Origin of the sequence: Granulicella sibirica (assembly GCF_004115155.1) — a bacterium.
In the GTDB taxonomy this organism is placed as follows: Bacteria; Acidobacteriota; Terriglobia; order Terriglobales; family Acidobacteriaceae; genus Edaphobacter; species Edaphobacter sibiricus.
On sequence record NZ_RDSM01000003.1, the window covers coordinates 661234 to 686635 of the forward strand.

General features: G+C 63.5%; 26 protein-coding genes. 19 read left to right on the plus strand and 7 right to left on the minus strand.

All coding sequences use genetic code 11. From position 1 onward, the window contains the following. Positions 1 to 42 precede the first annotated feature (42 nt). From GRAN_RS19335 to GRAN_RS19355, 5 genes are all read left to right on the plus strand, one after another. Complete coding sequence (locus GRAN_RS19335) at positions 43 to 561, plus strand: hypothetical protein (protein WP_241655024.1); 519 nt, start codon at positions 43 to 45, stop codon at positions 559 to 561. A gap of 83 nt (positions 562 to 644) precedes the next feature. After that, complete coding sequence (gene cdd / locus GRAN_RS19340; RefSeq protein ID WP_241655025.1) at positions 645 to 1145, plus strand: cytidine deaminase; 501 nt, start codon at positions 645 to 647, stop codon at positions 1143 to 1145. Beyond that, the gene (locus GRAN_RS19345; protein WP_128914672.1) at positions 1142 to 2509 is read left to right on the plus strand and encodes a thymidine phosphorylase; all 1368 of its coding nucleotides are present in this window, start codon (positions 1142 to 1144) and stop codon (positions 2507 to 2509) included. Before cdd ends, GRAN_RS19345 begins: the two co-directional genes overlap by 4 nt. Continuing rightward, complete coding sequence (locus tag GRAN_RS19350) at positions 2506 to 2910, plus strand: hypothetical protein (protein ID WP_128914673.1); 405 nt, start codon at positions 2506 to 2508, stop codon at positions 2908 to 2910. The genes GRAN_RS19345 and GRAN_RS19350 overlap by 4 nt, the downstream gene beginning before the upstream one ends. Next, positions 2907 to 3191, plus strand: a complete 285-nt coding sequence (locus GRAN_RS19355; RefSeq protein ID WP_128914674.1) for a hypothetical protein — start codon at positions 2907 to 2909, stop codon at positions 3189 to 3191. The genes GRAN_RS19350 and GRAN_RS19355 overlap by 4 nt, the downstream gene beginning before the upstream one ends. A gap of 18 nt (positions 3192 to 3209) precedes the next feature. On the opposite strand, the gene GRAN_RS19360 is transcribed toward GRAN_RS19355, so the two are convergent. Both GRAN_RS19360 and GRAN_RS19365 read right to left on the minus strand, forming a co-directional pair. Beyond that, positions 3210 to 3584, minus strand: coding sequence for a hypothetical protein (locus GRAN_RS19360; RefSeq protein WP_128914675.1), 375 nt, complete (start codon positions 3582 to 3584; stop codon positions 3210 to 3212). Between the two features lie 74 nt (positions 3585 to 3658). After that, a complete protein-coding gene (locus GRAN_RS19365) occupies positions 3659 to 4075 on the minus strand; it encodes a VOC family protein (protein WP_128914676.1) in 417 nt (138 codons plus the stop codon). 153 nt (positions 4076 to 4228) lie between these two features. Between GRAN_RS19365 and GRAN_RS19370 the strand changes: the two genes are divergently transcribed. The 5 genes from GRAN_RS19370 to GRAN_RS19390 all read left to right on the plus strand — a co-directional run bounded on the left by GRAN_RS19370 (position 4229) and on the right by GRAN_RS19390 (position 8275). Beyond that, on the plus strand, positions 4229 to 5464 hold the full coding sequence (locus GRAN_RS19370; RefSeq protein WP_128914677.1) for a NupC/NupG family nucleoside CNT transporter: 1236 nt from the start codon (positions 4229 to 4231) through the stop codon (positions 5462 to 5464). 66 nt (positions 5465 to 5530) lie between these two features. Continuing rightward, the gene (locus tag GRAN_RS19375; RefSeq protein ID WP_128914678.1) at positions 5531 to 5797 is read left to right on the plus strand and encodes a hypothetical protein; all 267 of its coding nucleotides are present in this window, start codon (positions 5531 to 5533) and stop codon (positions 5795 to 5797) included. 90 nt (positions 5798 to 5887) lie between these two features. Then, positions 5888 to 6169, plus strand: coding sequence for a hypothetical protein (locus GRAN_RS19380; RefSeq protein WP_128914679.1), 282 nt, complete (start codon positions 5888 to 5890; stop codon positions 6167 to 6169). Further along, positions 6166 to 6684: a hypothetical protein gene (locus GRAN_RS19385; protein WP_128914680.1), complete on the plus strand. Its 519-nt coding sequence runs from the start codon at positions 6166 to 6168 to the stop codon at positions 6682 to 6684. Before GRAN_RS19380 ends, GRAN_RS19385 begins: the two co-directional genes overlap by 4 nt. 67 nt (positions 6685 to 6751) lie before the next feature. Then, positions 6752 to 8275: a glycoside hydrolase family 32 protein gene (locus tag GRAN_RS19390; protein WP_241655026.1), complete on the plus strand. Its 1524-nt coding sequence runs from the start codon at positions 6752 to 6754 to the stop codon at positions 8273 to 8275. Positions 8276 to 8337: 62 nt separating this feature from the next. On the opposite strand, the gene GRAN_RS19395 is transcribed toward GRAN_RS19390, so the two are convergent. After that, complete coding sequence (locus tag GRAN_RS19395; protein WP_128914681.1) at positions 8338 to 10146, minus strand: amidase; 1809 nt, start codon at positions 10144 to 10146, stop codon at positions 8338 to 8340. A gap of 472 nt (positions 10147 to 10618) precedes the next feature. Here GRAN_RS19395 and GRAN_RS19400 point away from each other — a divergent pair, with 472 nt between their 5' ends. The 9 genes from GRAN_RS19400 (at position 10619) to GRAN_RS19435 (ending at position 21852) form a co-directional block, all read left to right on the plus strand. Then, positions 10619 to 11470, plus strand: coding sequence for a purine-nucleoside phosphorylase (locus GRAN_RS19400; protein WP_128914682.1), 852 nt, complete (start codon positions 10619 to 10621; stop codon positions 11468 to 11470). A 3-nt stretch (positions 11471 to 11473) separates the two neighbouring features. Continuing rightward, a complete protein-coding gene (gene udk / locus GRAN_RS19405; protein ID WP_128914683.1) occupies positions 11474 to 12118 on the plus strand; it encodes a uridine kinase in 645 nt (214 codons plus the stop codon). 42 nt (positions 12119 to 12160) lie between these two features. Then, on the plus strand, positions 12161 to 12331 hold the full coding sequence (locus GRAN_RS25590; RefSeq protein ID WP_161571065.1) for a hypothetical protein: 171 nt from the start codon (positions 12161 to 12163) through the stop codon (positions 12329 to 12331). Between the two features lie 53 nt (positions 12332 to 12384). Further along, complete coding sequence (locus GRAN_RS19410; RefSeq protein WP_128914684.1) at positions 12385 to 14145, plus strand: chemotaxis protein CheA; 1761 nt, start codon at positions 12385 to 12387, stop codon at positions 14143 to 14145. Further along, positions 14142 to 14603, plus strand: a complete 462-nt coding sequence (locus GRAN_RS19415; RefSeq protein ID WP_128914685.1) for a chemotaxis protein CheW — start codon at positions 14142 to 14144, stop codon at positions 14601 to 14603. The genes GRAN_RS19410 and GRAN_RS19415 overlap by 4 nt, the downstream gene beginning before the upstream one ends. Beyond that, the gene (locus tag GRAN_RS19420; protein WP_128914686.1) at positions 14591 to 14965 is read left to right on the plus strand and encodes a response regulator; all 375 of its coding nucleotides are present in this window, start codon (positions 14591 to 14593) and stop codon (positions 14963 to 14965) included. The genes GRAN_RS19415 and GRAN_RS19420 overlap by 13 nt, the downstream gene beginning before the upstream one ends. Positions 14966 to 14999: 34 nt before the next feature. After that, positions 15000 to 15824, plus strand: coding sequence for a CheR family methyltransferase (locus tag GRAN_RS19425; protein WP_128914687.1), 825 nt, complete (start codon positions 15000 to 15002; stop codon positions 15822 to 15824). A gap of 72 nt (positions 15825 to 15896) precedes the next feature. Beyond that, positions 15897 to 20717, plus strand: coding sequence for a DNA glycosylase AlkZ-like family protein (locus tag GRAN_RS19430; RefSeq protein ID WP_128914688.1), 4821 nt, complete (start codon positions 15897 to 15899; stop codon positions 20715 to 20717). A gap of 166 nt (positions 20718 to 20883) precedes the next feature. Beyond that, positions 20884 to 21852, plus strand: coding sequence for an Fpg/Nei family DNA glycosylase (locus GRAN_RS19435; RefSeq protein ID WP_338323458.1), 969 nt, complete (start codon positions 20884 to 20886; stop codon positions 21850 to 21852). On the opposite strand, the gene GRAN_RS19440 is transcribed toward GRAN_RS19435, so the two are convergent. The 4 genes from GRAN_RS19440 to ruvX all read right to left on the minus strand — a co-directional run bounded on the left by GRAN_RS19440 (position 21849) and on the right by ruvX (position 25379). After that, the gene (locus GRAN_RS19440; RefSeq protein WP_241655027.1) at positions 21849 to 22751 is read right to left on the minus strand and encodes an undecaprenyl-diphosphate phosphatase; all 903 of its coding nucleotides are present in this window, start codon (positions 22749 to 22751) and stop codon (positions 21849 to 21851) included. The two genes, GRAN_RS19435 and GRAN_RS19440, sit on opposite strands and share 4 nt — an antisense overlap. Before the next feature lie 66 nt (positions 22752 to 22817). After that, positions 22818 to 23831 carry a tetratricopeptide repeat protein gene (locus GRAN_RS19445; protein WP_128914689.1) on the minus strand — a complete coding sequence of 338 codons (1014 nt, stop codon included), beginning with the start codon at positions 23829 to 23831 and terminating at the stop codon, positions 22818 to 22820. A gap of 6 nt (positions 23832 to 23837) precedes the next feature. Beyond that, on the minus strand, positions 23838 to 24833 hold the full coding sequence (locus tag GRAN_RS19450; RefSeq protein ID WP_128914690.1) for a threonine ammonia-lyase: 996 nt from the start codon (positions 24831 to 24833) through the stop codon (positions 23838 to 23840). Between the two features lie 36 nt (positions 24834 to 24869). Then, a complete protein-coding gene (ruvX, locus tag GRAN_RS19455) occupies positions 24870 to 25379 on the minus strand; it encodes a Holliday junction resolvase RuvX (protein WP_241655028.1) in 510 nt (169 codons plus the stop codon). Between the last annotated feature and the right edge of the window lie 23 nt (positions 25380 to 25402).

The window sequence follows — 25402 nt, forward strand, 5'->3', positions numbered from 1 at the left end:
CGCGGAGCGGGCAGGATGCCACGGCTTCGAAGGGAGATCGAAATGCGTTATTTACGTTACATCGCGTTACTTGGAATTCTTCTGGTCCCGGCGGCTTTTTCGCATGCGCAAATCGGCGTTGGGATCGGAGTCGGTGGACCCGCCTACGGTGGTTACGGCGACTACGGCCCGGCGCCAGCCTGCGAATACGGCTATTACAACTCGGCACCTTACGCCTGCGCACCGTACGGCTATTACGGCCCTGAGTGGTTTAGCGGCGGCCTCTTCATCGGCGTAGGCCCCTGGTATCGCGGCTACGGCTTCCGCGGCGGCTATGGATATCGTGGCGGGTTCGGCTATCGCGGCGGCTACGGTTACCGTGGTGGCTACGGCGGCGGATACCGTGGTGGCTACGTCGCAGGGCGTGGTGGCTACGGCGGAGTTGGCGGACGCGGCTTTGCCGGTGGCGGTGGTGCACGTGGCTTCTCTGGCGGCGGCGGCTTTCATGGCGGTGGTGGTGGCGGATTCCACGGCGGTGGTGGCGGAGGCTTCCACGGTGGTGGCGGTGGCGGACACCGCTAAGCTTTATCGAGAATGCAAATGAGGCCGTCAGCCCCCGCTGGCGGCCTTTCTCTTTCCAGATACGGCATTCCACCTCAGTGCCGATGACACTTGCCCTCGCAGCTCCAAGCCTTTACCCTCAACCAACCATGCCGAATCTTCTGCCGCAGGTCCATCCGAGCGGTTTGACCACCGATCAGATCGACCAATTGCTCGCCCTTGCCGCCGCCGTTGCGCACAAATCGTATTCCCCCTACAGCCGATTTCGCGTCGGAGCCGCTCTGCTCCTGGAAGACGGGACCTACATCACCGGCTGCAACGTAGAAAACGCCTCGTACCGCCTGACCACGTGCGCCGAGCAGTCCGCGATCGCCGCTGCCGTCAGCACCCATGGCCCCGCCATCCGCATCCGCGCCGTTGCCGTGGCGAACCTCAACGGCTCCCCCTGTATGCCTTGCGGAGCCTGCCGCCAGACCATCATGGAGTTCGCCGACCCCGCGACCTACGTCTTCTACCCCGGCCCCGACGGCCAGCCTGCCGAAGCCACTATCGCCGCTCTCCTCCCGGCAGCCTTCCAACTCGAGCACCTGGCCCCACAAAAATGAACGATCTGAATCACCCAGCCCCCCACCCCATCGACATGATCCGTGCCAAGCGCGATGGCAAGGTCCTGACTGACAACGAGATCCAGGCCTTCGTCGACGCCGTGGTCCAGGTTCCGCCGCGCATCACCGACGCCCAGATCGCCAGCTTCCTCATGGCCGTCTTCCAGCGTGGCCTCAACCCCGAAGAACTCGCCGCCCTCACCCGCGCGATGCGCTTCTCCGGCGAGACCTTCCAGCGCACCCGGCCCACGCCCTTCCGTGTCGACAAGCACTCGACTGGCGGTGTCGGCGACAAGACCAGCCTCCTCATCGCCCCCATCGTCGCCGCAGCCGGCCTCGCCGACCCCATGATCAGCGGCCGTTCCCTCGGCCACACCGGCGGAACCCTCGACAAGCTCGAATCCATCCCCAGCTTCAGCACACAGTTCTCCGTCGCCGACTTCACCCGCATCGTCGACCAGTGCGGCTTCGCCATGGCCGGCCAGACTCCCACCCTCGTTCCCGCCGACCGCATCCTCTACGGCCTCCGCGACCATACCGGAACCATCGAGTCTCCCGCCCTCATCACCGCAAGCATCATGAGTAAAAAGCTCGCCGAGGACCTCGACGGCCTCGTCCTCGACGTCAAGACCGGCTCCGGCGCCTTCATGAAGACGGACGAAGACTCCCGCCACCTCGCCCGGCTCATGGTTCAGACCGGCGAAGCCTCTGGAACACGCACCGTCGCCATCCTCTCCACCATGGACCAGCCTCTCGGTCGCTTCGCCGGCAACTGGCTCGAGGTCTGGGAGTGCGTCGACATCCTCAAGGCCGGCACCGGCCCACGCCCGCCCTTCTCCGCCGATCTCATCGACCTGTCGCTCACCCTCGCCGGGTGGATGCTCTTCCTCGGCGGCAAAGCTGACAGCCCCGAAGCCGGATATGAGCTAGCCGACCATCTTCTCGTCTCGAGAGCCGCCTACCAATCCTGGCTCGCGATGGTGCGCGCCCAACACGGCGACACCAACGTCTTCGATCAACCCGCCGACTTCCACCAACCCGTGGCGATGCACACTCTTCGTGCCCCGCACTCCGGCTACTTTGCCGCCATCGACTGCACCGCCGCCGGCTGGGCCGTGCAGCGCCTCGGAGCCGGACGCCTTATTCCCGGCGGCCCCGTCAGCGCCCACGCGGGTATCGAGATGCACGCCAAACTCGGCGACCATCTCACGGCAGATCAGCCCCTCATCACCCTCTACTCCGAAGACGAAGCCTTGCTCAGCGAACCCTTCCACATGCTGCGCGAAGCCATTCACCTCACCCACACCCCACCGACCCTCGCGCCTCTCATTGGAGACGTCATCACCCATACGGAAATCAAATGATGAGCCTCCACCCGATCCACACCCTCCTCTTCAGCGCCTCGCTCCTCGCGCAGACGCCCGCGCCCACCAAACCCGCTCTATCTACAGAAAGCCCGGTAGGCCATTGGGTCGCCGAGCACACCTCAAAGCAGGAACTCGGCCTCTGGTGGGACTTCCGCGCAGACGGGACTGTGACGGCTACGGTCGGCGGGATCGTCAACGGGACCTATAAGCTGGACGGCAAACAACTTTCTATCTCTTCGCCCGACACCGTTCAGACCAGCGCCACCTTCGACGTCCGCTTCGCCGATGGCAAGCTCTTTTCGACCGCCCATGCCGAAGGCCATCCACCGACGATGGAGTTCTCCCGCGTCGGCCCGCTCCGGCGACTGGTTCATCCCTCGTCGGGACCTGGAAGATGACCGGTGCGCCCCCAGCCGAAGATGCCGAACACGAAGCCGTCCGCGCCCGCATGATGAAGATGCTCGTAGCCTACGGAGCCGACGGAAGCTACCACGTCCGCATGCCCGCCCAGTCCATCCAGGGCAAGTGGGATGCTGAATCCCACACCTACAGCATGAAAGACGGCGTTCCCCTCCACTTCGAACGCACCCCGACCGGCCTAACGCTCGCCCTGCCCCCCGACGGCAAGGAATCACACCTCTACCTCAAGGACACGATGATGGAAGCCGCAAAACCCTGACAGTCAGGCTGTTGTGGCTCAGACGTGCTGCGGTGGATTCGCCTTCTCTTCAAGACGAGCCAGACGCTTGTCGATCTCCAACGCGTTGAGGAGCACTGCATGGTTGGCTGCCATCTGCGCGGCAAGAGCGTCGAGCCGAACGCTTCCGGCCTGGATTTTTGTTTCGATCGTGTCGAAGCGCGCATTCATCGTCTTCTCTGATTGCTCGAACTTGACGTCAACACCCTTGAACCTGCTGTCGACACTCTCAAACCGCGCGGTTGCGGTCTTCTCAACCGCATCGAAGCGCGCGTTCACCGTCTTCTCGAGACCGTCAATGCGGGCTGAAAGCGCCTTCAGGTCAGGCGCAACCAGGTCCTGTATCACCTTGCGGACATCATCGATCGTGCCCATGCCCAGCCTCCACCCAAACGCTGCTGACTCGAGTGTAGTCCGTCCCGGTCCGCTGGACCACAACGGACTACCACCTATCCTTTCGGCTTATCCAGATTGAACATCCAGTTGATCCCGAACTGATCCGTCAGCATGCCAAACCGCGCGCCCCAGAAGGTATCCTGCAGCGGCATCGTCACCTTCCCGCCCTCGCCCAGCGCCGCGAAGAACTTATCCTGCTCCTCCACACTCTCGTTCTGGATCGCCAGCGAGAAGTTATTCCCCACCTGCACCGGCATCCCACCCATTGCATCCGACGCCATCAGCAGCCCGCCGCCGCCGCTGAGCTTCGCATGCATGATCCGTTCCTTGCCGTCTTCCGTGAGCTTCGGCTTCCCCTGCTCATCCATCACCGGCATGATCTCAAGCTCGGCCTCTAGGCTCTTCTTGTAAAACTCCATCGCTTCACGACAGTTCCCGTCGAAGGTCAAATACCCGTTGATCCACTGCATCGCACATCCTCCACGCCCTTGATTGGACATCCGGAAAGGTCGGCCTCCAATCCGCGCAGCAATCATACCGTTCCTGTCCGCGTTCTCTCCGTTACACTCCAATGAAACCCAAACTTTTGTAGCGCGAACGACTGTCTAGAAACGGAGCAAACTTTGGCTCGATTCACCGGTCTCCTCGGTCTCATCACCTTTCTCGGAATCGCCTACGCCTGCTCCACGAACCGCCGCGCCATCAAGCTCCGCACCGTCGCCTGGGGACTCGGTCTCCAGATCGTCTTTGCCTTCCTCGTCATCAAGTGGTCCTACGGCCAGGTCATCCTGCACAACATCTCCCAGGTCATCACGGGACTCCTCGCCCACTCCGCCGACGGCTCCGCCATGGTCTTCGGCCCCCTCGGCGCCCCCGGCAACGCCCTCGCCGTCTTCGCCTTCGCCGTCCTGCCCACCATCATCTTCGTCAGCGCCTTCTTCGCGATCCTCTATCACCTCGGCATCATGCAGCAGATCATCAGGGTCGTCGCCTGGATCATGCAGCGCACCATGGGCACAAGCGGAGCCGAGAGCACCAACGTCGCCGCCAGCATCTTCATGGGCCAGACCGAAGCCCCCCTCACCATCCGCCCGTTCCTCGCCGGAGCCACCCGCTCCGAACTCATGACCATCATGACCTCCGGCATGGCGCACGTCTCCGGCGGCATCATGGCCGCCTACATCAGCTTCGGCATCAACGCCCAGGACCTCCTCTCCGCCGTTATCATGACCGCCCCCGGCACCATCCTCGTGGCAAAAATGCTCGTCCCCGAAACCGAAGTCCCCGCCACCGCCGGCACCGTCAAGATGCCTCCCAACGAAGAGCACGCCAACGAAAACTTCATCGCCGCCATCGCCCGAGGCACCATCGACGGAGGCCAGTTAGCCTTCAACGTTGCCATCATGCTCATCAGCTTCCTCGCTCTCGTTGGCCTCCTCAACGCGACGCTACTCGGCATCTCGAACATGGCCTGGGCCCACGGCATCCGCACCCCGCACTCGCTCAATGCCATCCTCGGCTTCTTCTGCGCGCCCGTAGCCTGGCTCATCGGTATCCCCTGGCACGAAGCCCCCGCCATCGGCAACCTCCTCGGAACCCGCGCCGTCCTCAACGAGTTCGTCGCCTACACCTCTCTCGGGCTGCAGAAGTCCACCCTCACCCCGCGTACCTTTTCGATAGCCACCTTCGCCCTCTGCGGCTTCGCGAACCTCGGCTCCATCGGCATGCAGATCGGTGGCATCGGAGCCCTCGTCCCCAACCGCCGCAACGACCTCGCCGCTTTGGGCTTCCGCGCCATGCTTGCCGGGACGATGGCTAACCTCATGTCCGCCAGCATTGTCTCGATGCTGATCAAGTAAGTGCATTGAAACTCTGAGCTACCTTTGCCGATAGAGACGGCCAGCCTTTTTCGCCCGAGGTAGCTCATGTCTCTTTCGATCTCCGCCGCAAACCTCAGCAACGCTTCGTACGACCCGGCCGAGGACGCCGCCAGGAAGGCGCCCGCCATCAAGCCGACAACCACGCAGGAGATCCACACCCTGGCCTCTTCCGGCCAGCCTGCCGCGCTCATCGCCTCCTCTCTCGGAGTCCCCGTCTCCCAGGTCGATGCGGACCTGGGCATCACGACAAGCTCCACCAGTCAGGCCAGCGCCCTGGTAGCTCTCTCCGGCCGCCTCTCCGTCCAAGCCTAGGTTGCCAGCATCTGGGCTCGCTCGCCAGAATATTGCGGCGCCCTTCGCTCGTGCGCATCGTGGCGATTCGGATCAAGTAGAATCGCAACTATGCGAGCCACCGAAGAGCAGGACCAACTCGAGAAAGCCAAGGCTGAGCAACTCATCGCCGAAGCACCCCTGATGGAAGGAGTAGCAAGCATCACCGTCGAACTTGGTGATGACTTCAGCGGTGATCCTGCTATGTGGGTTAACTTCAATCTGATTCCAGGATTCGACGCCAGCCGTGAGTGGATCAGGCGGTTTGTCCGGTACGAAACCGATCTTGCATTACGAATCGTTCATAGCGGAGTGAGCCGTTTTCCTTATACGCGGTTTGGACGCGTTGCTTGAGTCTTCCGGATGATCTGCTCGATCATGCGGCGGAACTTGCGATTCAGGCGGTCGACAAACCTAAGATTCGGGATGTGAACCGTCGTCGGGCGGTCTCCGCTTGCTACTACGCGCTCTTCCATCAGATCAATCGGGATGCCGCCCGGCTCATCGCTCCCAACGTCACTGAAGAGACGAATCACCGCATCCAGCGATGGTTTGACCACGCCGAGATGAAGCGAGTGTGCAGACGTTTTCTGCCGAAACTACTCGATCAACCGTTGCGTGATCTGCTCGGCGAAGCGGCTTCTCAAGACCTCCAGATGGTAGCGCTTCACTTCGTCAAGCTTCAGGACGCCCGTCATAGCGCCGACTACGACCTGAGTTACGAGCTCTCTGAGGACGATACCTGGGAGTTATTCGAAGCAGCATCCGACGCGGTAAAGGCGTGGAAGCGCATCGCCCACACCGCCGAAGCCAACATCTTCATCCTCTCCCTCCTCCTCTGGAAGAACTGGGACCGCGACCGCCTCTAGCCCGCTTCCCACTCACTCCCCGCCTGGCGTACTCTGGCATCCACGCCCGCCCAGTCCAGGAGCACCCTTGATCTTTCAAATCACCCGCCTCCTCCTAGCAGCAACCATCCTCTCCGCCGCCGCCGCTCAGACCGCCCCCGCCCCATACAACGAGCCCTTCCGCCCGCAGGTCCACTTCTCCCCCCGCGAGCGCTGGATGAACGACCCCAACGGCCTCGTCTTCTTCGAGGGCGAGTATCACCTCTTCTTCCAGCACAACCCCCTCGGCGACACCCCCGGCCACATCTCCTGGGGCCACGCCGTCAGCACCGACCTCCTCCACTGGCACGAGCTTCCCGTAGCCATCCCCGCCACCGACAAGGAGCTCGTCTTCACCGGCTCCGTCGTCGTCGACGAGAAGAACTCCAGCCACCAGTGCGAGAACCACCAGCCCTGCCTCGTCGCCATCTACACCGCCCACAACGACACCCCGCACCACGAAGCCCAGGCCCTCGCCGTCAGCCAGGACCGCGGCCGCACCTGGAAGCGCTTCTCCGGCAACCCCGTCCTCGACCGCAACGTCCCCGAGTTCCGCGACCCAGGCGTCACCTGGAACGACGAAACCAAGAGCTGGCTCATGGTCGTCTCCCTCCCCAACGACCACAAGGTCGTCTTCTACACCTCACCTGACCTCATCGAGTGGACCGAACTCAGCACCTTCGGCCCCGCCGCAACCGTGTCTGGCCAGTGGGAGTGCCCGAACCTCCTCAAGATCCCCACCGCCGACGGCAAGCAGTCTCTCTACGCCCTCAAAATCGGCGTCAATCCAGGCAGCCTCCAGGGCGGCTCCGGAGAGCAGTATTTCCTCGGCACCTTCGACGGCCACCACTTCACCCAGAGCTCCGACCCCGGCTCTCACGGCTGGACCGACTACGGCAAGGACAGCTACTGCGCCATCAGCTTCAACCATCTGCCCGCCGGCGAACCACCCACCCTCATCGGCTGGATGGACGACTGGCAATATGCGGACAAGCTCCCCACCGTCCCATGGCGCGGCCAGATGACCATCCCCCGCCATCTCGCCCTCCTCAAAGACGCCGACGGATTAGCTCTCCAGCAAACCCCCGTCACCGCCCCCATCCGCGCCAAATCCACATCTTTGGTGGCGTCCATCACCCAGCCCACCACAACGCTCTTCACCACCGATCAACCCACCGAACTCACCCTGACGATCGACCCCGCCGACGCCCAGACCTTCGGCCTCCGCCTCTACTCCGACCCTGCGCATTGGACTGAAGTAGCCATCGATCGCACCACCATGAAGCTCTCCACCGACCGCACGCACGCGACGAACATCACGGCCCCGGACTTTCCAGCCCGCACCGAAGCCCCGCTATCCCCCAACCGCCCCTTGGACCTCCACCTCATCCTCGACCGCTCCTCCGTCGAAGTCTTCGCCCAGAACGGCACGACAGCCATGACCAACCTGACCATGCCCACCACCCAGAACCTTCGCGTAGAACTCTTCCGCACCCAGGGCACCCACCCCCTCAAAGTGATCGGCCAACGCTGGACCCTCCGGTCCGTCTGGTCCTCAGCGCAAGCCAAATAACGCTGGTGCCCCACCTTCGGCACAGCATCATCGTGCCTAAGGTGGGAGCCACGGAATCCGATCTACCCCTCAAACCCCTTGGGCCTCTCCCCCACCACCCCAAACACCCGCTCCATCGCCAACCCCACCCTGGCCACCGTCCCCTCATCGAACAGCCGCCCGATCAGCGTCACCCCATGCGGCACCCGCCGCGCCGGAGAAAACTTCGGCAAGGGATGCGCCGGATCAGGAGCCCAGTCACTCCGAGCCTCGCTCACCTCCACAAACCCAGCCCGCATCGTCAGCGAAGGATGTCCCGTCGCATTCGAGATCACCAGCATCTCGTCCCGCAGGCTAGGCACCAGCAACACGTCCACCTCCCGCATCACCCGCGCCATCTCCATCGCGGTCTTCCGCCTCAGCCGGTCCGCCTGCACCATATCGACCGCCGAAAGAAACCGCGACTGCCGAAACGTATTTGGCCAAGCATCCGGAACCTGCGCAGCGAGCTGATCCACCCGGTGATCGAGCGTCTCTTCCTCGAACGCCGCCGCAGCCTCGGCGAACAAAATAATCTGCAGAGAGTCATAGGGCCAATCCGGCAGCGACACCGGAACCGCCGTCATCCCGAGCTTCGTCACGACCTCAAGCGCATGTCGATCCACATCGGTCGCGGGAGCCTCCTTCATCCACCCCGGAACGTACCCAACCTTCAGCCCGTGCACCGGGAGGGAAGCATCGAACGCCAGCGAACTCCCCACGTTCGAGAGATCCCCCGCATCCGCTTCCCCACAGAGCGCCGCCAGAACAAGCGCAGCATCCTCCACCGACCGCGTCATCGGTCCCAGCTTGTCGAGCGACCAGCACAGCGTCATCGCTCCCGTCCTCGGCACCCTCCCAAAAGTCGGCCGCAGTCCCGTCACCCCACACCGCATCGACGGGCTCACAATCGACCCACCCGTCTCCGACCCGATCGAGAACCCCACCAGCCCCGCCGCGGTGGCCGCTCCAGGCCCCGCCGACGACCCGCTCGCACCCTCCTCCAGCAGCCACGGATTGACCGTCTGCCCTCCAAACCACACATCGTTCAGCGCCAGCGCTCCAAGCGAGAGCTTCGCAACCATCACCGCTCCAGCCGCCTCCAGCCGTGCGACGACAGCCGCATCCTTCTCCGGCACCCGGTCCTTATAAAACTCGGCTCCCCATGTCGTCCGTACCCCCGCCGTATCCAGCAGGTCCTTCCCGCCCCAGGGAATTCCATGCAGCGGCCCGCGATACCTCCCGGCGCCAATCTCCGCATCCACCGTCCGCGCCTGCCGCATCGCGACCTCGGGCGTAGCCGTGATCACGCACTTCAGCGTCCCGTTGTACTTCGCGATCCGGTCGAGATAAATCCTCGTCAGCCGCTCGGAGGAAATCTTCTTCGTCTCCACCCAGCGCGAGAGCTTCGTCACCGGCGCAAACGCAATCTCCGCATCCGTCTTCGGCAACTCCCCGGCGTCCGCCGCCGACCGCACCACTGCTCCATGCATCGCCCCCACCGGAGCCCCCGGCACCAGCGGATCCCACCGCGAATATGGAGCATCCCCATCCACGATCGCAACCTTCCGCGGCCCTACCCGGCGCTCGTACAGCGCCGCCATCGACTGCCGCCAGTTGCCCGCCGCCTGCGCGCGATCCTTCGGTGTCAGCGGATACTGCACCAGCTTCTCCGCCTCCGCGAACGTCTCAACCGTAACGACGGGCCCCACCGCCGGAGCCGTCCCAAACGCCGGTGGAGCCCCCGGTGTCGCCGCCCCCGGCACCTGCGCCCCGGCACCCACCCCGGCCGCACCAAGCATCATCAACGAAGCTTCCTGCACAAACGTTCTCCGCGTCTTCTTTGTGGACATACGCAGATTCTAGAGCGTAATCCCGCGGAGCGAGACCGCATTCCTCTCGCGCTATCGGCCTCTCGATCTGGCCTTTCGCTATCATTTGCCCCCCCGTAGGAACGAGGCCCCCGGAAACCCTGTCAAGTGCCTTAACCGTAAACAAGCCTCCTTCCGCCCCTTCCTCTTCCCTTGTAAGGTAAAGATTTTGTTAGCTTTAGCAGGCGGGGATAAATTGGAAATATAGTCCGCGAAGGTGACCTTTTAGTTTCGGGTGGTTCGATAGAATAGAAGAAGAGATTAAAGAACAAAGGAAAGCATGGAAGGGGTTGTTCACTCACCCTAAGTCCTTTGTTTGCTAATTTTTGCAGCTAAGTCCTTTCGAATGAGCAGCCTGCGTCGGATTGTCCGTCGTAAACCATTCATTCGATTGAGGTTGCACCCCGCGTATGGGGAGGGGGGTACCCCCCGGAACGGTGAAAAGGGAAGTCCGATGACAGGTATGTACGAGAAGGCACAACTCGCGGTCGCCAGCATTCGGGTCCGCACCCCTCTTGCGCCAACCCTCGGCATTATCCTCGGCTCTGGCCTCGGCAACTTCGCCAGCCAGGTCGAGAACGCTGCCATCATCCCTTACTCTGAAATCCCCCACTTTCCCCAGTCGACTGTCGTAGGCCACTCCGGCAAGCTCGTTCTCGGCCACATCGGCGGAGTCTCGGTAGCGGTCATGCAGGGCCGCGTCCACGCTTACGAGGGATACCCGATGTCCGAGGTGACCTTCCCCACCCGTGTACTCAGTCTCCTCGGCTGCAAGACCCTCATCGTCACCAACGCGGCAGGAGGCATCCGTACCGATCTCCCCCAGGGCGGCCTCGTCGCAATCTCCGACCACATCAACCTCACCGGGACCAATGCCGCTCTCGGCCCGAACGAACCCCGCTTCGCGGTCACGCCAAACGCCGGCCAGCGCTTCTTCGATATGAGCGGAGCCTACTCGCCCAAACTCCGCGCCCTCGCTCACGCCGAAGCCGCGAAGCAGGGAATCGCCCTTCCCGAAGGCGTTTACCTCGCCGTACTAGGACCGTCGTACGAAACCCCCGCCGAGATCCGTGCCTTCCGTACCCTCGGCGCCGATCTCGTCGGCATGTCTACCGTCCACGAGGTCATCATCGCCCGCCACATGGGTCTTGAAGTCCTCGGCATCTCGCTCGTCACCAACATGGCCGCCGGGGTCCTCGACCAGGCGATCAACCACGAAGAGGTCATGGAGACCGGCCAGCGCGTCGAGGCCCAGTTCACCTCGCTCCTCACCGCCCTCATCCCTCAAATCGCGGCGAGCGCATAGCTCATGCCCGACCCCACCCAGCTCTCTCTCCCAACCCGGCCCGTGATTTTAGGAATAGCCGGCTGCTCCGGCTCCGGAAAAACCACCCTCGCCCGCGAGCTCACCAGCCAACTCGACGCCACGCTTCTTCCCCTCGACTTCTATTACCAAGACCTTTCCCACCTTGCCCCCGCCGACCGCGCCGCCTTCAACGTCGATCATCCCGACTCGATCGAGCACGATCTTCTCGTCGAGCACGTCAAAACCCTCGCCAGCGGCAAGCCCATCGACCGCCCCGTCTACGACTTCGCTACCCACACCCGCGTTCCAAATCAATTCGAGCGCATCGAGCCAACCCGCGTCCTCATCGTCGAAGGGATTCTCGCCCTCCACTACGAATCGCTCCGTGCACTCTACGACCTCAGCATCTTCGTCAACGCCCCGCACGATCTCTGCCTCACCCGCCGCATCCACCGCGACCTCCGCGAGCGCGGACGCACTGAGCAGTCCGTCCGCGATCAGTTCGACGCCACCGTCCGCCCCATGGCCGATCTCTTCGTCCTCCCCTCGGGAGCCCACGCCACCCTCACCGTCGAAGGCACGCAGGCGCTGGACTGGTCTGTCGAACAGGCTCTTCGCAGGCTGCATGAGCTCAAGTTGATTCCCTGAACCTTCTACCGGAGTATCAGCCTCTAAGAGGAGAGGCAGCACATGAAGAATCCATTCCAGGGAATCGCAGAAAGCTTCATCCTCACCGTCGGCATTACCCCGCCGACACCCGAAAAAGAACGCGCCGCAACCATCTTCATCTCGGCAATGCTCTTCGGAACAATCCTCTTTGCCCTCGCCGTTGGAGTGTTCATTCTTCGCCGCATCATCTGATCTGCCGATAGCAGGCTGCTCAAGCTTTCACATTCCGCTCCGATAACAAGGATGTGGAATATCTAAGGAAAGAGTTCATCGCGGAGAGCCGGGAAGGACTCGACCGCATGGAAGAGTGCCTGACGAAGCTGGAACAGCGTCACACCGATCCTGAACTCGTCGACGAGCTCTTCCGCATCATCCACACCCTCAAAGGAACCACAGGCTTCCTGGGCTTTACCCGCCTTGAGGCGCTCGCGCACGCTGGAGAGCATCTCTTCGGCGCCCTGCGCGGCGGACATCTCGACGTCACGGCGCAGCTCGTTACGCTCCTGCTGAACCTCCTCGACAGGATCAGAAAGATCGTCCTCCTCATTGAGAAGACCGGCGCGGAAGGCAGCCGCAGCGACGATCGCGACGACTTCCTCATCGAGACCTTTCGCAGGCTCTCTCAGCGCGCCTTGAAGGCGAGCCAGGACGAGCGGGCCAGAGCCGGTCAGTCCAGCGCCCAATCCGCTCCATCCGACAAGGACATCTTCGATCCGTTGAGTGCTTCATCCGATAGGTCGGAGAAGACCATCCGCATCGACGTGGACGTGCTCAACCGCATGATGAACCTCGTCAGCGAGCTTGTCCTGACCCGCAATCAGATCCTCCAAAGTCGTCCCAACGCACGGGACTTCGTCTCCCTCGGACGTCGCCTCGACACCGTCACTTCGGACCTCCGCGAGACGGTCATGCAGGCTCGCATGCAGCCTCTCGGCAACCTCTTCCACATCTACCCCAGAATGGTTCGGGACCTCGCGAAGGCCTGCGAACGCACCGTGCGGATCGAGTTCTCCGGACAGGAAGTCTGCCTCGACAAGAGCCTCCTCGAAGCGATCAAGGATCCCATCACCCACGCCGTCCGCAATGCCGTCGATCACGGCATCGAGCCTCCCGGAACACGCATCCGCATCGGCAAACCCGTCGTCGGCGTCATCCGCCTGCGCGCCTCGCAGCAAGCCGGATCGGTGCTCATCGAGATCTCGGACGACGGAGCCGGAATCCCACTCGACAAGGTCCGGGACAGGGCCGTAGACCAAAAGCTCCTCACCCCGGAGCAGGCGAACGCCATGACCGACCGCGACATTCTGCAGATGGCCTTCCGCCCCGGCTTTTCCACCGCCGAATCCGTCACCCACGTCTCCGGCCGCGGAGTCGGCATGGACGTCGTCCGCTCAAACGTGGAGAAAATCGGTGGCAGCGTCGAACTCGAGTCGCACGCAGGCAAGGGAACCATCCTGCGCCTCCGAGTTCCGCTCACCCTCGCCATTATCCCTGCGCTCGTGGTCCTGAGCGCAGGCCAGACCTTCGCTATCCCGCAGGGATCGCTCGTCGAGCTCGTCTATATCTCCCACGCGGAGGCCTGCGGCACCATCCAAATCATCGACGGCACCGGGCGCTTCCGCATTCGCGAACATCTCGCCCCCATCGTCCGGCTCGACCACCTCCTCGATCTTGAAGCACGCGCATCGACGCAGACCGAAGCCTTCTACCTCGCGCTTCTCGACGTCGACGGCCGCCGCTTCGCCTTGATGCTCGACGACCTCGTCGCCCCGGAAGAGATCGTCGTAAAACCCCTCTCTCCGGTGCTCCGCGAGCTTGGAGTCTTCTCCGGCGCGGCGATCCTCGGAGATGCAACCCTCACCCTGATCCTCGACCCACACGCCATCGCCGCGCGAGCCGGCATCGACGTCAGCGAACCGGAGACTGCCGCGCCTGACCCATTCCACGGTGTCTTGCTCTGGTCACCGCCGGCACTCATCGAAGCAAATCCTGTGGAGGTCGCATGAACGGCGAAGAACCGGAGACCCCCGAAGAGGTATCGCTCTTCTCGATCAGCATCGGAGAAGACCTGTTCGCCATCGAGACCGCGAAGGTACGCGAGGTCGTCGAACATCCACAGATGCGAAGAGTTCCTCTCGCACCGAGCCACATCGTGGGTGTGATGCCCTACCGTGGCGAGATCCTCTCCGCCGTCAGCTTCCGCGCTCTCCTCGGCTACAGCGAGACTCGACCAACCGGATGCATCATCGTGCTCGAAGACGAGCAAACCTGCGAACTGTGGGGCCTCTCGGTGGACGCGGCCCGAGGCGTGCTCACCGCGCAAACCAGCACGCTCCAGCCAAACCGCGACGCCCGCAATGGCCTCTTCGACGGAACGTACGAGACGTCATCCGGCCCGATCATCCGCCTCGATCCCAACCGCCTCAAGCCGGCGAGCCGTGGAGACAGCCCATGCGCGCACTAATCGTCGACGACTCCTCCTTCGTTCGCGACCACCTGAAGCAGCTTCTCGAGACCATGAACGTTGGCTGCGAAGAGGCAGTGGACGGCCGCGACGCGCTCTACGTCCTGGAGCGCGCCGAGCCCTTCGACTTTATGCTCTGCGATGTCAACATGCCCGTGATGAGCGGGCTTGAGTGCGTCAAGGCTCTCCGTGAGGCCGGCCTGCATCCACCGATGCGCGTCATGATGGTGACCACCGAAACCGACTACGCCTTCATCGAACAGGCGCTCGCCTACGGAGCCGACGAGTTCCTCATGAAGCCTTTCACCACCGAGAGCCTCCGCGAGAAGCTTCTCCTGCTTGGAATCCATCAGACTCACTGAGCACGCCCGGCATAGAAAGGACCACCGAAGCGCCGTGACCTCCGACACCGACTACGCCTACCTGCGCAAGCTTGTGCTCTCTGAGTCCTCAAACCAGATTGACCCATCGCGCAACAAGCTCTTCGATACGCGCCTCGCCCCCATCGCCATGATGGCCGGCGTCTCGAACCTCGAAGACCTCGTCGGCGTACTCAAGCGCGAACAGCCCACGCATCTGCATCGCGCCGTGGCCGAGGCCATGACCATCAACGAGACCAGCTTCTTCCGCGATGTGAAGCCCTTCGAAGCGATCCGGAAAACGATCCTCCCAAGGCTGATCGACCTGCGCAGCCAAACGAAAATCCTTCGCATCTGGAGCGCCGCGTCCTCAAGCGGGCAGGAGGCCTACAGCCTCGCCATGATGCTCTGCGAACACTTCCCGGTGCTCGCCGAATGGGACGTCAGGATCATCGGCACCGACCTCTCGCACGAGATGACCCACTACGCCCAACTCGCCCGCTACCGCCGCATCGAGGTCAACCGCGGCCTGCCCGCGCGCATGCTCGTGAAGTATTTCACCCGAGTCGACGACGAGTGGGAACTCAAACCGCACGTCCGCTCCATGTGCCAGTTCCTCCACGCGAACCTCTGCGCTGATCTGCCGGTTCTCCCCACCTTCGACCTCGTCCTCCTGCGCAACGTCCTCCTCTACTTCCCCCGGCAGGAGCGAGCCGCCGTCCTCAAGAAGATCCATCGCCGCCTGGATCCACAGGGATTCTTAGTCCTCGGCAGCGCTGAGCAGGCCGAAGACTCCACTGACCTTTTCCGCGTTGAGTTCGCCGAAGGAAGCTACTTCTATCGTTCAGCCGCCGAACGCTGATTCGACGCAACCTCGTCTCGTCGTGCATCGTATACCTGACGCCGCAAAACACCGCCGCGACCCGGGAACGCGATGGCAGGAAAGAAGTCGGCAGCAAAGAAAATCTCGGCTAAGAAGATCACGGCAGAGGCGTCAGCGCCCGCACTCGTAGCCTCGCCACCTCAAGAGACCTTCTCCGCCGAACAAGCCCTCTGCCTCTTCCACCCCATCACCGCGCAGTGGTTCCGCGCCGTCTTCGACCAACCCACAGCCCCGCAGCGCGAAGGCTGGCCAGCAATCGCGCGTGGTGAATCGACGCTCATCCTCGCCCCCACCGGCACCGGCAAGACCCTCACCGCCTTCCTGTGGTGCCTCGACAAGCTCATGCTCCGCAGCCCCGTCACCGGCCCCGAACCCGGCTGCCGCGTCGTCTACATATCCCCCCTGAAGGCCCTTGCGGTCGACGTAGAACGCAACCTCCGCTCGCCTCTCGCAGGCATCGCCAACATGGCGAAGCGCGAAGGTGTCCCCTTCCACACCCCCGAGATCGCCGTCCGCACCGGCGACACTCCCCAGAAGGAACGCGCCCGCTTCGCCCGCCACCCCGGCGAGATCCTCATCACCACGCCCGAGTCCCTCTACCTCATGCTCACCTCGCAGGCCGGCGAGGCTCTGCGCACCGTCGAGACCGTCATCATCGACGAGATTCACGCCCTCGTCCCCACCAAGCGCGGAGCCCACATGGCGCTCTCGCTCGAACGCCTCGAGGCCCTCGTCGCCCAGACCCCCGGCCGCCGCCTCCAGCGCATCGGCCTCTCCGCCACACAACGCCCTCTCGAAGAGGTAGCCCGCTTCCTCGCTGGAGCCGAAGGTGCCACCACCGAGCCCCTCGCTCTCCCTGTAACCGAATCGATTACAAATACGCCTTTGACCCCGGATTCCGAGGGCGAAGTCTCCGGCGTCCTCATGGAGGTAGCCGGACAAGCCCGCACCGAAGCCGATGACGCCCGTGTCGAAACCGGCGGAGCCCGCTACCGTCCCGTCACCATCGTCAACGCCGGAGCCCGCAAGCTCCTCGACCTCCGCGTCGAGGTCCCCGTCGAAGACATGGCCCGCCTCGGCGAGATCCAGGAGCAGCCCAGCGGCCCAGCCTCGCAGGGCCCAAAGCGCACGAGCATCTGGCAATCCATCCACCCGCGCCTCCTCGAGATCATCCGCGAGCGCACCTCCACCCTTATCTTCGTCAACGCCCGCCGCGTCGCAGAGCGCCTCGCCGGAGCCATCAACGACCTCGCTGGCGAACCCATCGCCCGCGCCCACCATGGCTCTCTCGCAGCCTCGCAACGCACCGAGATCGAAGAACTCCTCAAAGCCGGAAAGATCAAAGCCCTCGTCGCGACGTCCTCGCTCGAGCTCGGCATCGACATGGGAGCCATTGACCTCGTCATCCAGATCGAAGCCCCGCCCTCCGTCGCCAGCGGCATGCAGCGCATCGGACGAGCCGGCCATCAGGTCGGAGCCGCCTCCTCCGGCATCATCTTCCCCAAGTACCGTGCCGACCTCGTCGCCTGCGCCGCCGTCACCCGTGCCATGCACGAGGGCCACGTCGAATCCACCCGCTTCCTCCGCAACCCGCTCGACATCCTCGCCCAGCAGATCGTCGCCATCATCGCCCAGCCCCCGCTCGACGTCGAAGCCGCCGAACGCCGCGAAAAGCCGAAATCAGACGAAGACGCCGCCCCGGGTATCAGCTACGCCGGGCTCTACGGCATCGTCCGCAGTGCAGCCCCCTTCGCCGCCCTCAGCCAGGGAGTCTTCGACGGCGTCCTCGACATGCTCGCAGGCCGCTACCCTTCGGACGAGTTCGCCGAACTCCGCCCCCGCATCACCTGGGACCGCCAGACCAACTGGCTCACCCCGCGCAAGGGCGTCAAGATGATCGCCATCCTCAACGGCGGCACCATCCCCGACCGCGGCCTCTACGGCGTCTTCCTCGCAGGCTCGCACTCGAAGCCCATCCGCGTCGGCGAACTCGACGAGGAGATGGTCTTCGAGTCCCGCACCGGCGACACCTTCATCCTCGGAGCCTCCACCTGGCGCATCGACGAGATCACCCACGATCGCGTCCTCGTCACCCCCGCACCCGGCGACCCTGGCAAGATGCCCTTCTGGCACGGCGACCGCGCCGGACGCCCGCTTGAGTTCGGCCGCCGCATAGGCGCCCTCATGCGCGAACTCCGCGACATGCCCCGCAGCGTCGCCATCACCACCCTCATCCAGGAGCACGACCTCGACACCCTCGCCGCCGAGAACCTGATGCGCTACCTCGCCGATCAGGAACACGCCACCCAGGTCGTTCCCGACGACCGCAACATCGTCATCGAGCGCGTCCGCGACGAACTCGGCGACTGGCGCATGTGCTGCCTCACCCCCTTCGGCTCCCGCATCCACGCCCCCTGGGCCATGGCCGTCACCGCCCGCATCCGCGCCAATGGCGGCCCCGAAGTCGAAACCATGTGGTCTGAAGACGGCTTCGTCGTTCGCTTTCCCGAGACCGACGAAGCCCCCGGCATCGACCAGATGCTTCTAGAGCCCGAAGAAGCCGCCGAACTCGTCCTCCGCCAGCTCGGCTCGACCGCCCTCTTCGCCGCCAAGTTCCGCGAAAGCGCTTCCCGCGCCCTTCTTCTCCCACGTCGCCGTGGCGACGGGCGCACCCCCCTCTGGCAGCAACGCAAGCGTGCCTACGATCTCCTCTCCGTCGCCTCCCGCTACGCGTCCTTCCCGATTCTCCTCGAGGCCTATCGCGAGTGCCTCCGCGACGTATTCGACATGCCCGCCCTCATGGAGACGCTGCGCCTCATCGCCACTCGCACCCTCCGCGTCCACACGGTCGACTCCCGCACTCCGTCCCCCTTCGCCTCCGCCCTTCTCTTCAGCTACGTCGCCAACTACATCTACGACGGCGACGCCCCCCTCGCAGAACGCCGCGCCCAGGCCCTCTCCATCGACCAGGACCAGCTTCGCGAGCTCATGGGCGACGCCGACCTCCGCGAACTCCTCGACCTTAGCGCCATCGAAGAGACCGAAGAGCAGGCCCAGTCCACCGCCAACGGCTACCAGGCAAAGTCCACCGACGGCGTCCACGACCTTCTTCTCCGCCTCGGTGACCTCACCCGCGCCGAACTTCGCGCCCGCACCGTAGACGAAGCCACCGCCGAGAGCGTAGCAAAACTCATTCGCGCCCGCCGCGTCATCGAGGTCACCGTCGCAGGCGAGAAGCGCTTCATCGCGGTCGAAGACGCAGGCCGCTACCGCGATGCCGTTGGCGTCCCCCTGCCGCCCGGCCTGCCAACCGCCTTCCTGCAGGACGTTCCTGACGCCCTCTTCGATCTCATCCGCCGCTATGGCCGCACCCACGGCCCCTTCACCACACCCGAGTGCGCCACGCGCTTCGGCCTTCCGCTCGAAAGCGTCGAAGCCACCATGAACCGACTCGTGCAGGTAGGCCGCGTCGTCGAGGGAGGCTTCCGCCCCGGCGGAGTCCACCGCGAGTGGTGCGATCACGAGATCCTCCGGACGATTCGGCGCAAATCCCTCGCCCGTCTGCGCAAGGAGGTCGAGCCTGTCGAGCAGCAGACGCTCGCCCGCCTCTTCACCCGCTGGCAGGGAGTCGTCCAGCCACGCCGTGGTCTCGACGCCCTCCTCGACGTCATCGAAAACCTTCAGGGCGCACCCATCCCCGCCTCCATCCTCGAAACCGAGATCCTCCCCGCGCGCATCACCGCCTACAAACCCGCCGACCTCGACACCCTCATCGCCGCTGGTGAGGTCACATGGGTCGGACTCGAACCCATCGGCGAGCGCGACGGGCGTATCGGCCTCTACCTCACCGAACGCCTCTCGCAACTCTGGCCCCCAACCTCCACCTCCAAACTCGAAGAAGGCAGTCGCGAATCGCAGATCGTCGCCTACCTGCGCAGCCACGGAGCCTCTTTCTTTCAGCAGGTTCACGAGGGCGTTGGCGGCGGCTACCCCGGCGAGACCCTCGAAGCCCTCTGGAACCTCGTCTGGAAGGGCATGCTCACCAACGACGCGATGCACGCTCTCCGCGCCTACTGCGAGCGCCCCGCCACCACAAAGCAGCCAAAGCGCGTTCACCAGCAAACCGGCTTCCGCTCCCGCCGCACCACACCGCCAACGGCCCAAGGCCGCTGGGCGCTCCAGGAAGCGGCCTTCGCGGAAGCTCGTTCGGGCACGGACCAGAGCGACACAAAATGGAGCCACGCCATCGCCCAGCAACTCCTCACCCGCTACGGCGTCGTCTTCCGTGAGACTGCCCACGCCGAAAACCTCCCTGGCGGCTTCTCCGCCATCTACGACGTCATGAAAGCCCTCGAGGAAAGCGGCAAAGTCCGTCGCGGTTACTTCGCCGCCGACCTCGGAGCAACCCAGTTCGCCATGCCTGCCGCCGTCGACCTCCTCCGCTCCCTCCGCACCACGGGGGACCCGGGCAAGTCCGAGATGGTCCAGCTAGCCGCCACCGACCCCGCAAACCCGTACGGTGCCCTCCTCAAGTGGCCCGCAGCCCCGGACGCAAGCAGTTCGCTCACCCGAAGCGTGGGAGCAAAGGTCATCCTGTGCGACGGAGCGCTGGTCGCCTACCTTCGCCGCACCAATCCAAACATTCAGCTCTTCCTCCCCGAGGAGGAGCCCGCCCGGTCAAACGTAACGAAGAACGTCGCCGAATTCCTCGTCAGCCGAAGCCAGTACGAAGGCGGCATGCTCGTCACCTCGATCAACGGGACCGCCATCGCCGAACACTGGACGGCCAAACCCTTTCTCGAAGCAGGCTTTGTAGCCGGAGCCATGGGCTTCAACGTGCGCCGAACCCTGCCCGCACTGCCCGGTCGCTAAGACGCTCTTGCCTTTGCTTTTCTTGTTGTCATTCCCGAAGGGAATCTGCGTTTGCTTCACCCATTTCGTCCCCCATCCATGATGAGATCATCTCCCCTGAATGCAATACTTTGCGGCTACTGAAGCACGAAGTCCAACCCTAACCCTAATCATTCTAAGACTTTGCATGCCTTTACCCAAGGTGGGGGGGACCACCGGAAAGGAAAATATGCCCGAAGGCGACACAATCTACCGCGCCGCTCGCGCGATGCAACGAGTCCTCGAAGGAAAGATCGTAACCGCCTTCGACACCGGCCTCGCCCTCCTCGCCCGCCAGAACGACGAAGCCCCTCTCGCAGGCCGCACCATCGAGAAGGTCGAAGCAAGAGGGAAGTGGTGCCTCATCCACTTCTCCGGCGACCTCATCCTCATCACCCACATGCTCATGAGTGGAAGCTGGCACCTCTATCGCACCGGCGAGAAGTGGTGGATGGGCAAAGACCGTATGCGCGTTGCGATCTCCGTCGAAGGCTGGCAAGCCATCGGCTTCAACATCCCGGTCGCCGAGTTCCACACCGCCCGCTCCCTTGAGCGCCACTCCCAGATCCCCAAACTAGGCATCGACATCCTCTCGGACGACTACACCGTCGAATCCGGAGTAGCGGCGCTCACCCGCCACGCCACCGAGCACCCCGAAGCCGAGATCGCCGTAGCCCTCCTGAACCAGCGCGTGATGGCCGGCCTCGGCAACGTCTACAAGAGCGAGGTAGCCTTCGCCGCTGGAGTCAACCCCTTCCGTGCCATGCGCACCATCACGCCAAAGGAGATGGAGGTGATGGCCGAAGTCTCCCAGCGCTACATGAAGGCCAACGTGATGGACGGCTCCGGCGACGGCATCGTCACCTACTCCGGCAACCGCCGCACCACCCACGCCATGGACCGCGAGGAGCGCCTCTGGGTCTACGGACGCCATGGCCAGGAGTGCCGCCGCTGCGGCGCCACCATCATGACCCGCAAGCAGGGCGAACAGGCCCGCAGCACCTGGTGGTGCCCCGACTGCCAGCCTTGGATAGGATCGGCCGGCTCGCACGAGCCTCCGCCGGTCGGCAAAGTCGAAAAGCCCTTCGGCGGCAAGCGGCGAAAGAGCAGTTGCTAGTAGCCCTGCGTATGCAGGTAAAAGACAACGCCGGACGCAACCAGGCAGTAGATCCCGAACAGATACCACTTGCCCGACTCCAGCCAGCTTGAAAGCCACTTCAGCGCCACAAGGCCCGCTAGAAACGCGAACACCGCACCAAGCAGGCTCATCATCAGCGTGGCATGCAGATCGATCGGCGTACCCGCCGCTGCCGCTTCCTTCGTAGCCTTCAGCAGCCGATGCACTTCGACGAAGACAACGGGGGGTGTCAGCACAACGGCAAGAGCAAACGAAAAACGTTCGGCCTTCTCGCGCGCGGCACCCGCAAGCATTCCGGTCGAAATCGTCGCACCCGACCGCGAAAACCCGCGAAAGGGAATGCAGATGCCCTGGATCGCCCCGATCCAAAGCGACTGTGGCATGGTCAGCGTCGCACCCTCATCCTCGGCAGCCGCTTCGGAGATCTGCCGCCGCTCCCGCAGACCAGCGATCAGGATAAGCACGCCCGCAGCAAACAGTGCCGGAGCAATGATGTCTAGCCGCTTGAAGAGCTCCTCAATCTCTGCCTTTTCCGCGCCGGGCATAGCCACCTTCGCGACGACCTTCTGCAGCGGATAACCGATGATTACGGTAAGCGCTGTCGCCGCAACCAGAGGAACGAGGAACCCCTTGAACGCCGCCGCGCTCGAAAAGTACGTCTTCTGCCACCGCTTCCAGAAATACACAATCACGGCAAACATCGTGCCGGTATGCAGCATCACCAGCAGGAGCGTCATCTCCGGCGTGCTCGGATCGAGGTGCATCAGCTTCTCGGCGACGACGACGTGGGCGGAGCTCGAAACGGGCAGAAGTTCGGCGAGTCCTTGAACGATCGCAAGGAGGATGACCTGGATAAGCTGAATTGGCATATTACCCATGGTAACGGCTTCGGTCGGAGCGGCGAAGTGTTTTGTGTGGCGCTGGGATTAATCCCAGTCGTTCCCCTAATCGCGGTCGTTGCCGTAAATCGGAATATTCTGGGCCACCCGGTACGCGATGGACTCCGCCCTGGGCGTAAAGTCTGACTGCGGATACTGCGCCTGAAGCTGCTGCGCCAGCGCCTGTGTATGCGCGGCCGCCGCCTCCGACTTCTTATGGTTCTCCTCGACCTCGTACATCGAGACCAGCGTCCCCTGCCGGAACGTCGCCTCGTACAGCGCCTCTGCCGTCCTTGGTCCGCCCTGGAACCTCGCTGCGTACTTCTCGTACAGCCCCGACTCGATCTCCGGACACTTCGGCAAGCCTTGCCAGTCCCCGCACAGCTTGTTATCGAGCATCTCGTAAGCCGCCTTAGCCGCTTGCGGAGAGTTCGGGAACTTCTTGATGACGTACTTCAACTCACCCTCAAAGAGTCCCGGACGCAAACTCGCATCCTGCTCCTTGGCCGAAGGGAGCGACGATTGGTCGCGCTTATCGATCTGCCACCGGATATCCGCCGACCGCCAGGCCGCCTCGGCAGCGAGCGGCGATTGCGGAAAGTAAGTGGCCACACGGCGATACAGCAAATGCGCCGACGTTGCCGCATCGACTGGGGCATGTGGCTCAGCGGCCGCAGCCTCATAGTTGGCCGCCGAGCCGTAGAGGATCGCATCCCCATTTGGCGTCGTCGGTGTGATGATGCCCTTGTCCCGAATCCACCCCGACTGCGGGGTCGGATCGTCATCCGCGAACTCCGGCTTCTCGTCGTCGTTGATGTCGTCCTGGATGTCGGTATTGGCGAACACCCTCACCCATCCACCCGAGTGCTCCGAGATCACGACCTCGTGTCCGGGGTTCACGAGCGCGGACTTCTGCGCGTTCTCATCTGCCGCAACGTAGACGTTAGCCGGATGCAGAAGCGTAGCCCGCGCCGAGCGGTCATAGCCAGAGCGGGCATCCTTCTTCGAAGGCTTCTGCGCCACGAGCGCGCAAGGAATCAGCAGGGCAAGCGTAAGAGTCGAAATGGATGCGAGGCGCATAGCGTTTTAGACGCGGCCTGCGGCTGTTTCGGACTCAAACGACTCGCGAAGCGCCGGATCAAGATTGCCGCCGCTCAGAATCACGACCACGTTCCTCGCTTTCGGAAGCCCGTCGCCCCGATGCATCGCCGCCGCCAGCGTCACCGCGCCCGATGGCTCCGGAACCAGCGTCGTGGTCGCCAGGTAAAACCGCATCGCCTGGAAGATCTGGTCCTCGGACACAGTCACGATCCCATCGACATACTTCAGAATGTGCTCGAAGTTCGTCAGCCCAAGCGATTGCGTCCGCAGCCCGTCAGCGATCGTGCGGGTCGTACTCGCTGCCGGCCACTCGACCAGCGTCCCCGACTGAAACGACTCCGTCGCATCAGCCGCAAGTTCCGGCTCAGCACCCCAAACCTGTGTCGTCGGCGAAAGCAGCTTCACTCCGGTAGCCGTCCCGCTCAGCAATCCTCCCCCACTTACCGGCGACAGAATCAGTAGATCCGATGGATCCTCCCCGGCCTCGGCAACCTGCTCCAGAATCTCGACCCCGCACGTAGCCTGCCCCGCGATGACCGCCGGATCGTCATACGGCGGAACGATCGTATATCCATGCGCTTCGGCGAGTTCCTCCGCCTTCAGCTTCCGCGCCGAACTCGCCGAGCCGACGAAGACGACCTCCGCCCCAAGCTCGCGCGTAGCCTCGATCTTCACCGTAGGAGCATTCTCCGGCATTACGATCACAGCCTTTGTCCCCAGCGCCCGCGCAGCATAAGCCACCCCTTGCGCGTGGTTTCCGCTCGAATACGTAATCACTCCGCGACGAAGCGCATCTGGATCCTCCTCCGCCAGAAGCGCAATCCGGTTGTAAGCTCCGCGCAGCTTGAACGAGCCGATCGGTTGCGCCGACTCATCCTTGACGAAGATGCCGTTCGAAAGCTGAACCAGCGGCGTGCGTACTGCCGCGGGAGCGATGCGTATCTGAGCGGAGCGGATGTCGCCGAGCGTGACAAGAGCCATGCGGATATTGTAGCGAGACGCCAGCCATGGCTCGCGCTATTCTCTTGAAGCCGCGTCGATTTGCGCCACCCGCGCAGCCCGTGCCGCCGCTTGCTCGCGAACCTCCATCCACCCCCGCAGGATCACTACCGCCGCTACCTGATCGATAATGTCTTTGCGATCCCGCTTGTCATGGCCCGCCTCATCCAGGATCTCGTGAGCTGCCACAGAGCTAAGCCGCTCGTCCCACATCTCCACTGGCACCGCCGCCCGCCGCCCAAGCTCGTCCGCGAACTCCTGCACCTTCTTCGCCCACGGGCTTACGTCGCCCGACATGTGCAGTGGATTCCCCACCACAATTCGCACGATCTCATGCTTGCGAACCAGGCGAAGGAGGCTGCGCATATCCTCGCCACGCCCTTTCCGCCACAGTGTTAGCAGAGGCTGCGCCGTATACCCGAGTGGATCGGTCAACGCCACGCCGACTCGCGCCGTTCCCACATCCAACGCCATCACCCGCCCGTCCTTCATGGCAGAAGTGTACGTCCGCCACCCAATCTCGGCCATTCTTGGCACCGCTCTGCCCATCT

Coding starts and splice junctions, on each gene's coding strand:
- GRAN_RS19400 (WP_128914682.1), top strand. CDS start 10,619: ATGACAGGTATGTACGAGAAGGCACAACTCGCGGTCGCCAGCATTCGG.
- GRAN_RS19450 (WP_128914690.1), bottom strand. CDS start 24,833: ATGGCTCTTGTCACGCTCGGCGACATCCGCTCCGCTCAGATACGCATC.
- GRAN_RS19380 (WP_128914679.1), top strand. CDS start 5,888: ATGCGAGCCACCGAAGAGCAGGACCAACTCGAGAAAGCCAAGGCTGAG.
- GRAN_RS19445 (WP_128914689.1), bottom strand. CDS start 23,831: ATGCGCCTCGCATCCATTTCGACTCTTACGCTTGCCCTGCTGATTCCT.
- GRAN_RS19365 (WP_128914676.1), bottom strand. CDS start 4,075: ATGCAGTGGATCAACGGGTATTTGACCTTCGACGGGAACTGTCGTGAA.
- GRAN_RS19435 (WP_338323458.1), top strand. CDS start 20,884: ATGCCTTTACCCAAGGTGGGGGGGACCACCGGAAAGGAAAATATGCCC.
- GRAN_RS19440 (WP_241655027.1), bottom strand. CDS start 22,751: ATGGGTAATATGCCAATTCAGCTTATCCAGGTCATCCTCCTTGCGATC.
- ruvX (WP_241655028.1), bottom strand. CDS start 25,379: ATGGCCGAGATTGGGTGGCGGACGTACACTTCTGCCATGAAGGACGGG.
- GRAN_RS19430 (WP_128914688.1), top strand. CDS start 15,897: ATGGCAGGAAAGAAGTCGGCAGCAAAGAAAATCTCGGCTAAGAAGATC.
- GRAN_RS19395 (WP_128914681.1), bottom strand. CDS start 10,146: ATGTCCACAAAGAAGACGCGGAGAACGTTTGTGCAGGAAGCTTCGTTG.
- GRAN_RS19420 (WP_128914686.1), top strand. CDS start 14,591: ATGCGCGCACTAATCGTCGACGACTCCTCCTTCGTTCGCGACCACCTG.
- GRAN_RS19355 (WP_128914674.1), top strand. CDS start 2,907: ATGACCGGTGCGCCCCCAGCCGAAGATGCCGAACACGAAGCCGTCCGC.
- udk (WP_128914683.1), top strand. CDS start 11,474: ATGCCCGACCCCACCCAGCTCTCTCTCCCAACCCGGCCCGTGATTTTA.
- GRAN_RS25590 (WP_161571065.1), top strand. CDS start 12,161: ATGAAGAATCCATTCCAGGGAATCGCAGAAAGCTTCATCCTCACCGTC.
- GRAN_RS19415 (WP_128914685.1), top strand. CDS start 14,142: ATGAACGGCGAAGAACCGGAGACCCCCGAAGAGGTATCGCTCTTCTCG.
- cdd (WP_241655025.1), top strand. CDS start 645: ATGACACTTGCCCTCGCAGCTCCAAGCCTTTACCCTCAACCAACCATG.
- GRAN_RS19375 (WP_128914678.1), top strand. CDS start 5,531: ATGTCTCTTTCGATCTCCGCCGCAAACCTCAGCAACGCTTCGTACGAC.
- GRAN_RS19345 (WP_128914672.1), top strand. CDS start 1,142: ATGAACGATCTGAATCACCCAGCCCCCCACCCCATCGACATGATCCGT.
- GRAN_RS19350 (WP_128914673.1), top strand. CDS start 2,506: ATGATGAGCCTCCACCCGATCCACACCCTCCTCTTCAGCGCCTCGCTC.
- GRAN_RS19360 (WP_128914675.1), bottom strand. CDS start 3,584: ATGGGCACGATCGATGATGTCCGCAAGGTGATACAGGACCTGGTTGCG.
- GRAN_RS19335 (WP_241655024.1), top strand. CDS start 43: ATGCGTTATTTACGTTACATCGCGTTACTTGGAATTCTTCTGGTCCCG.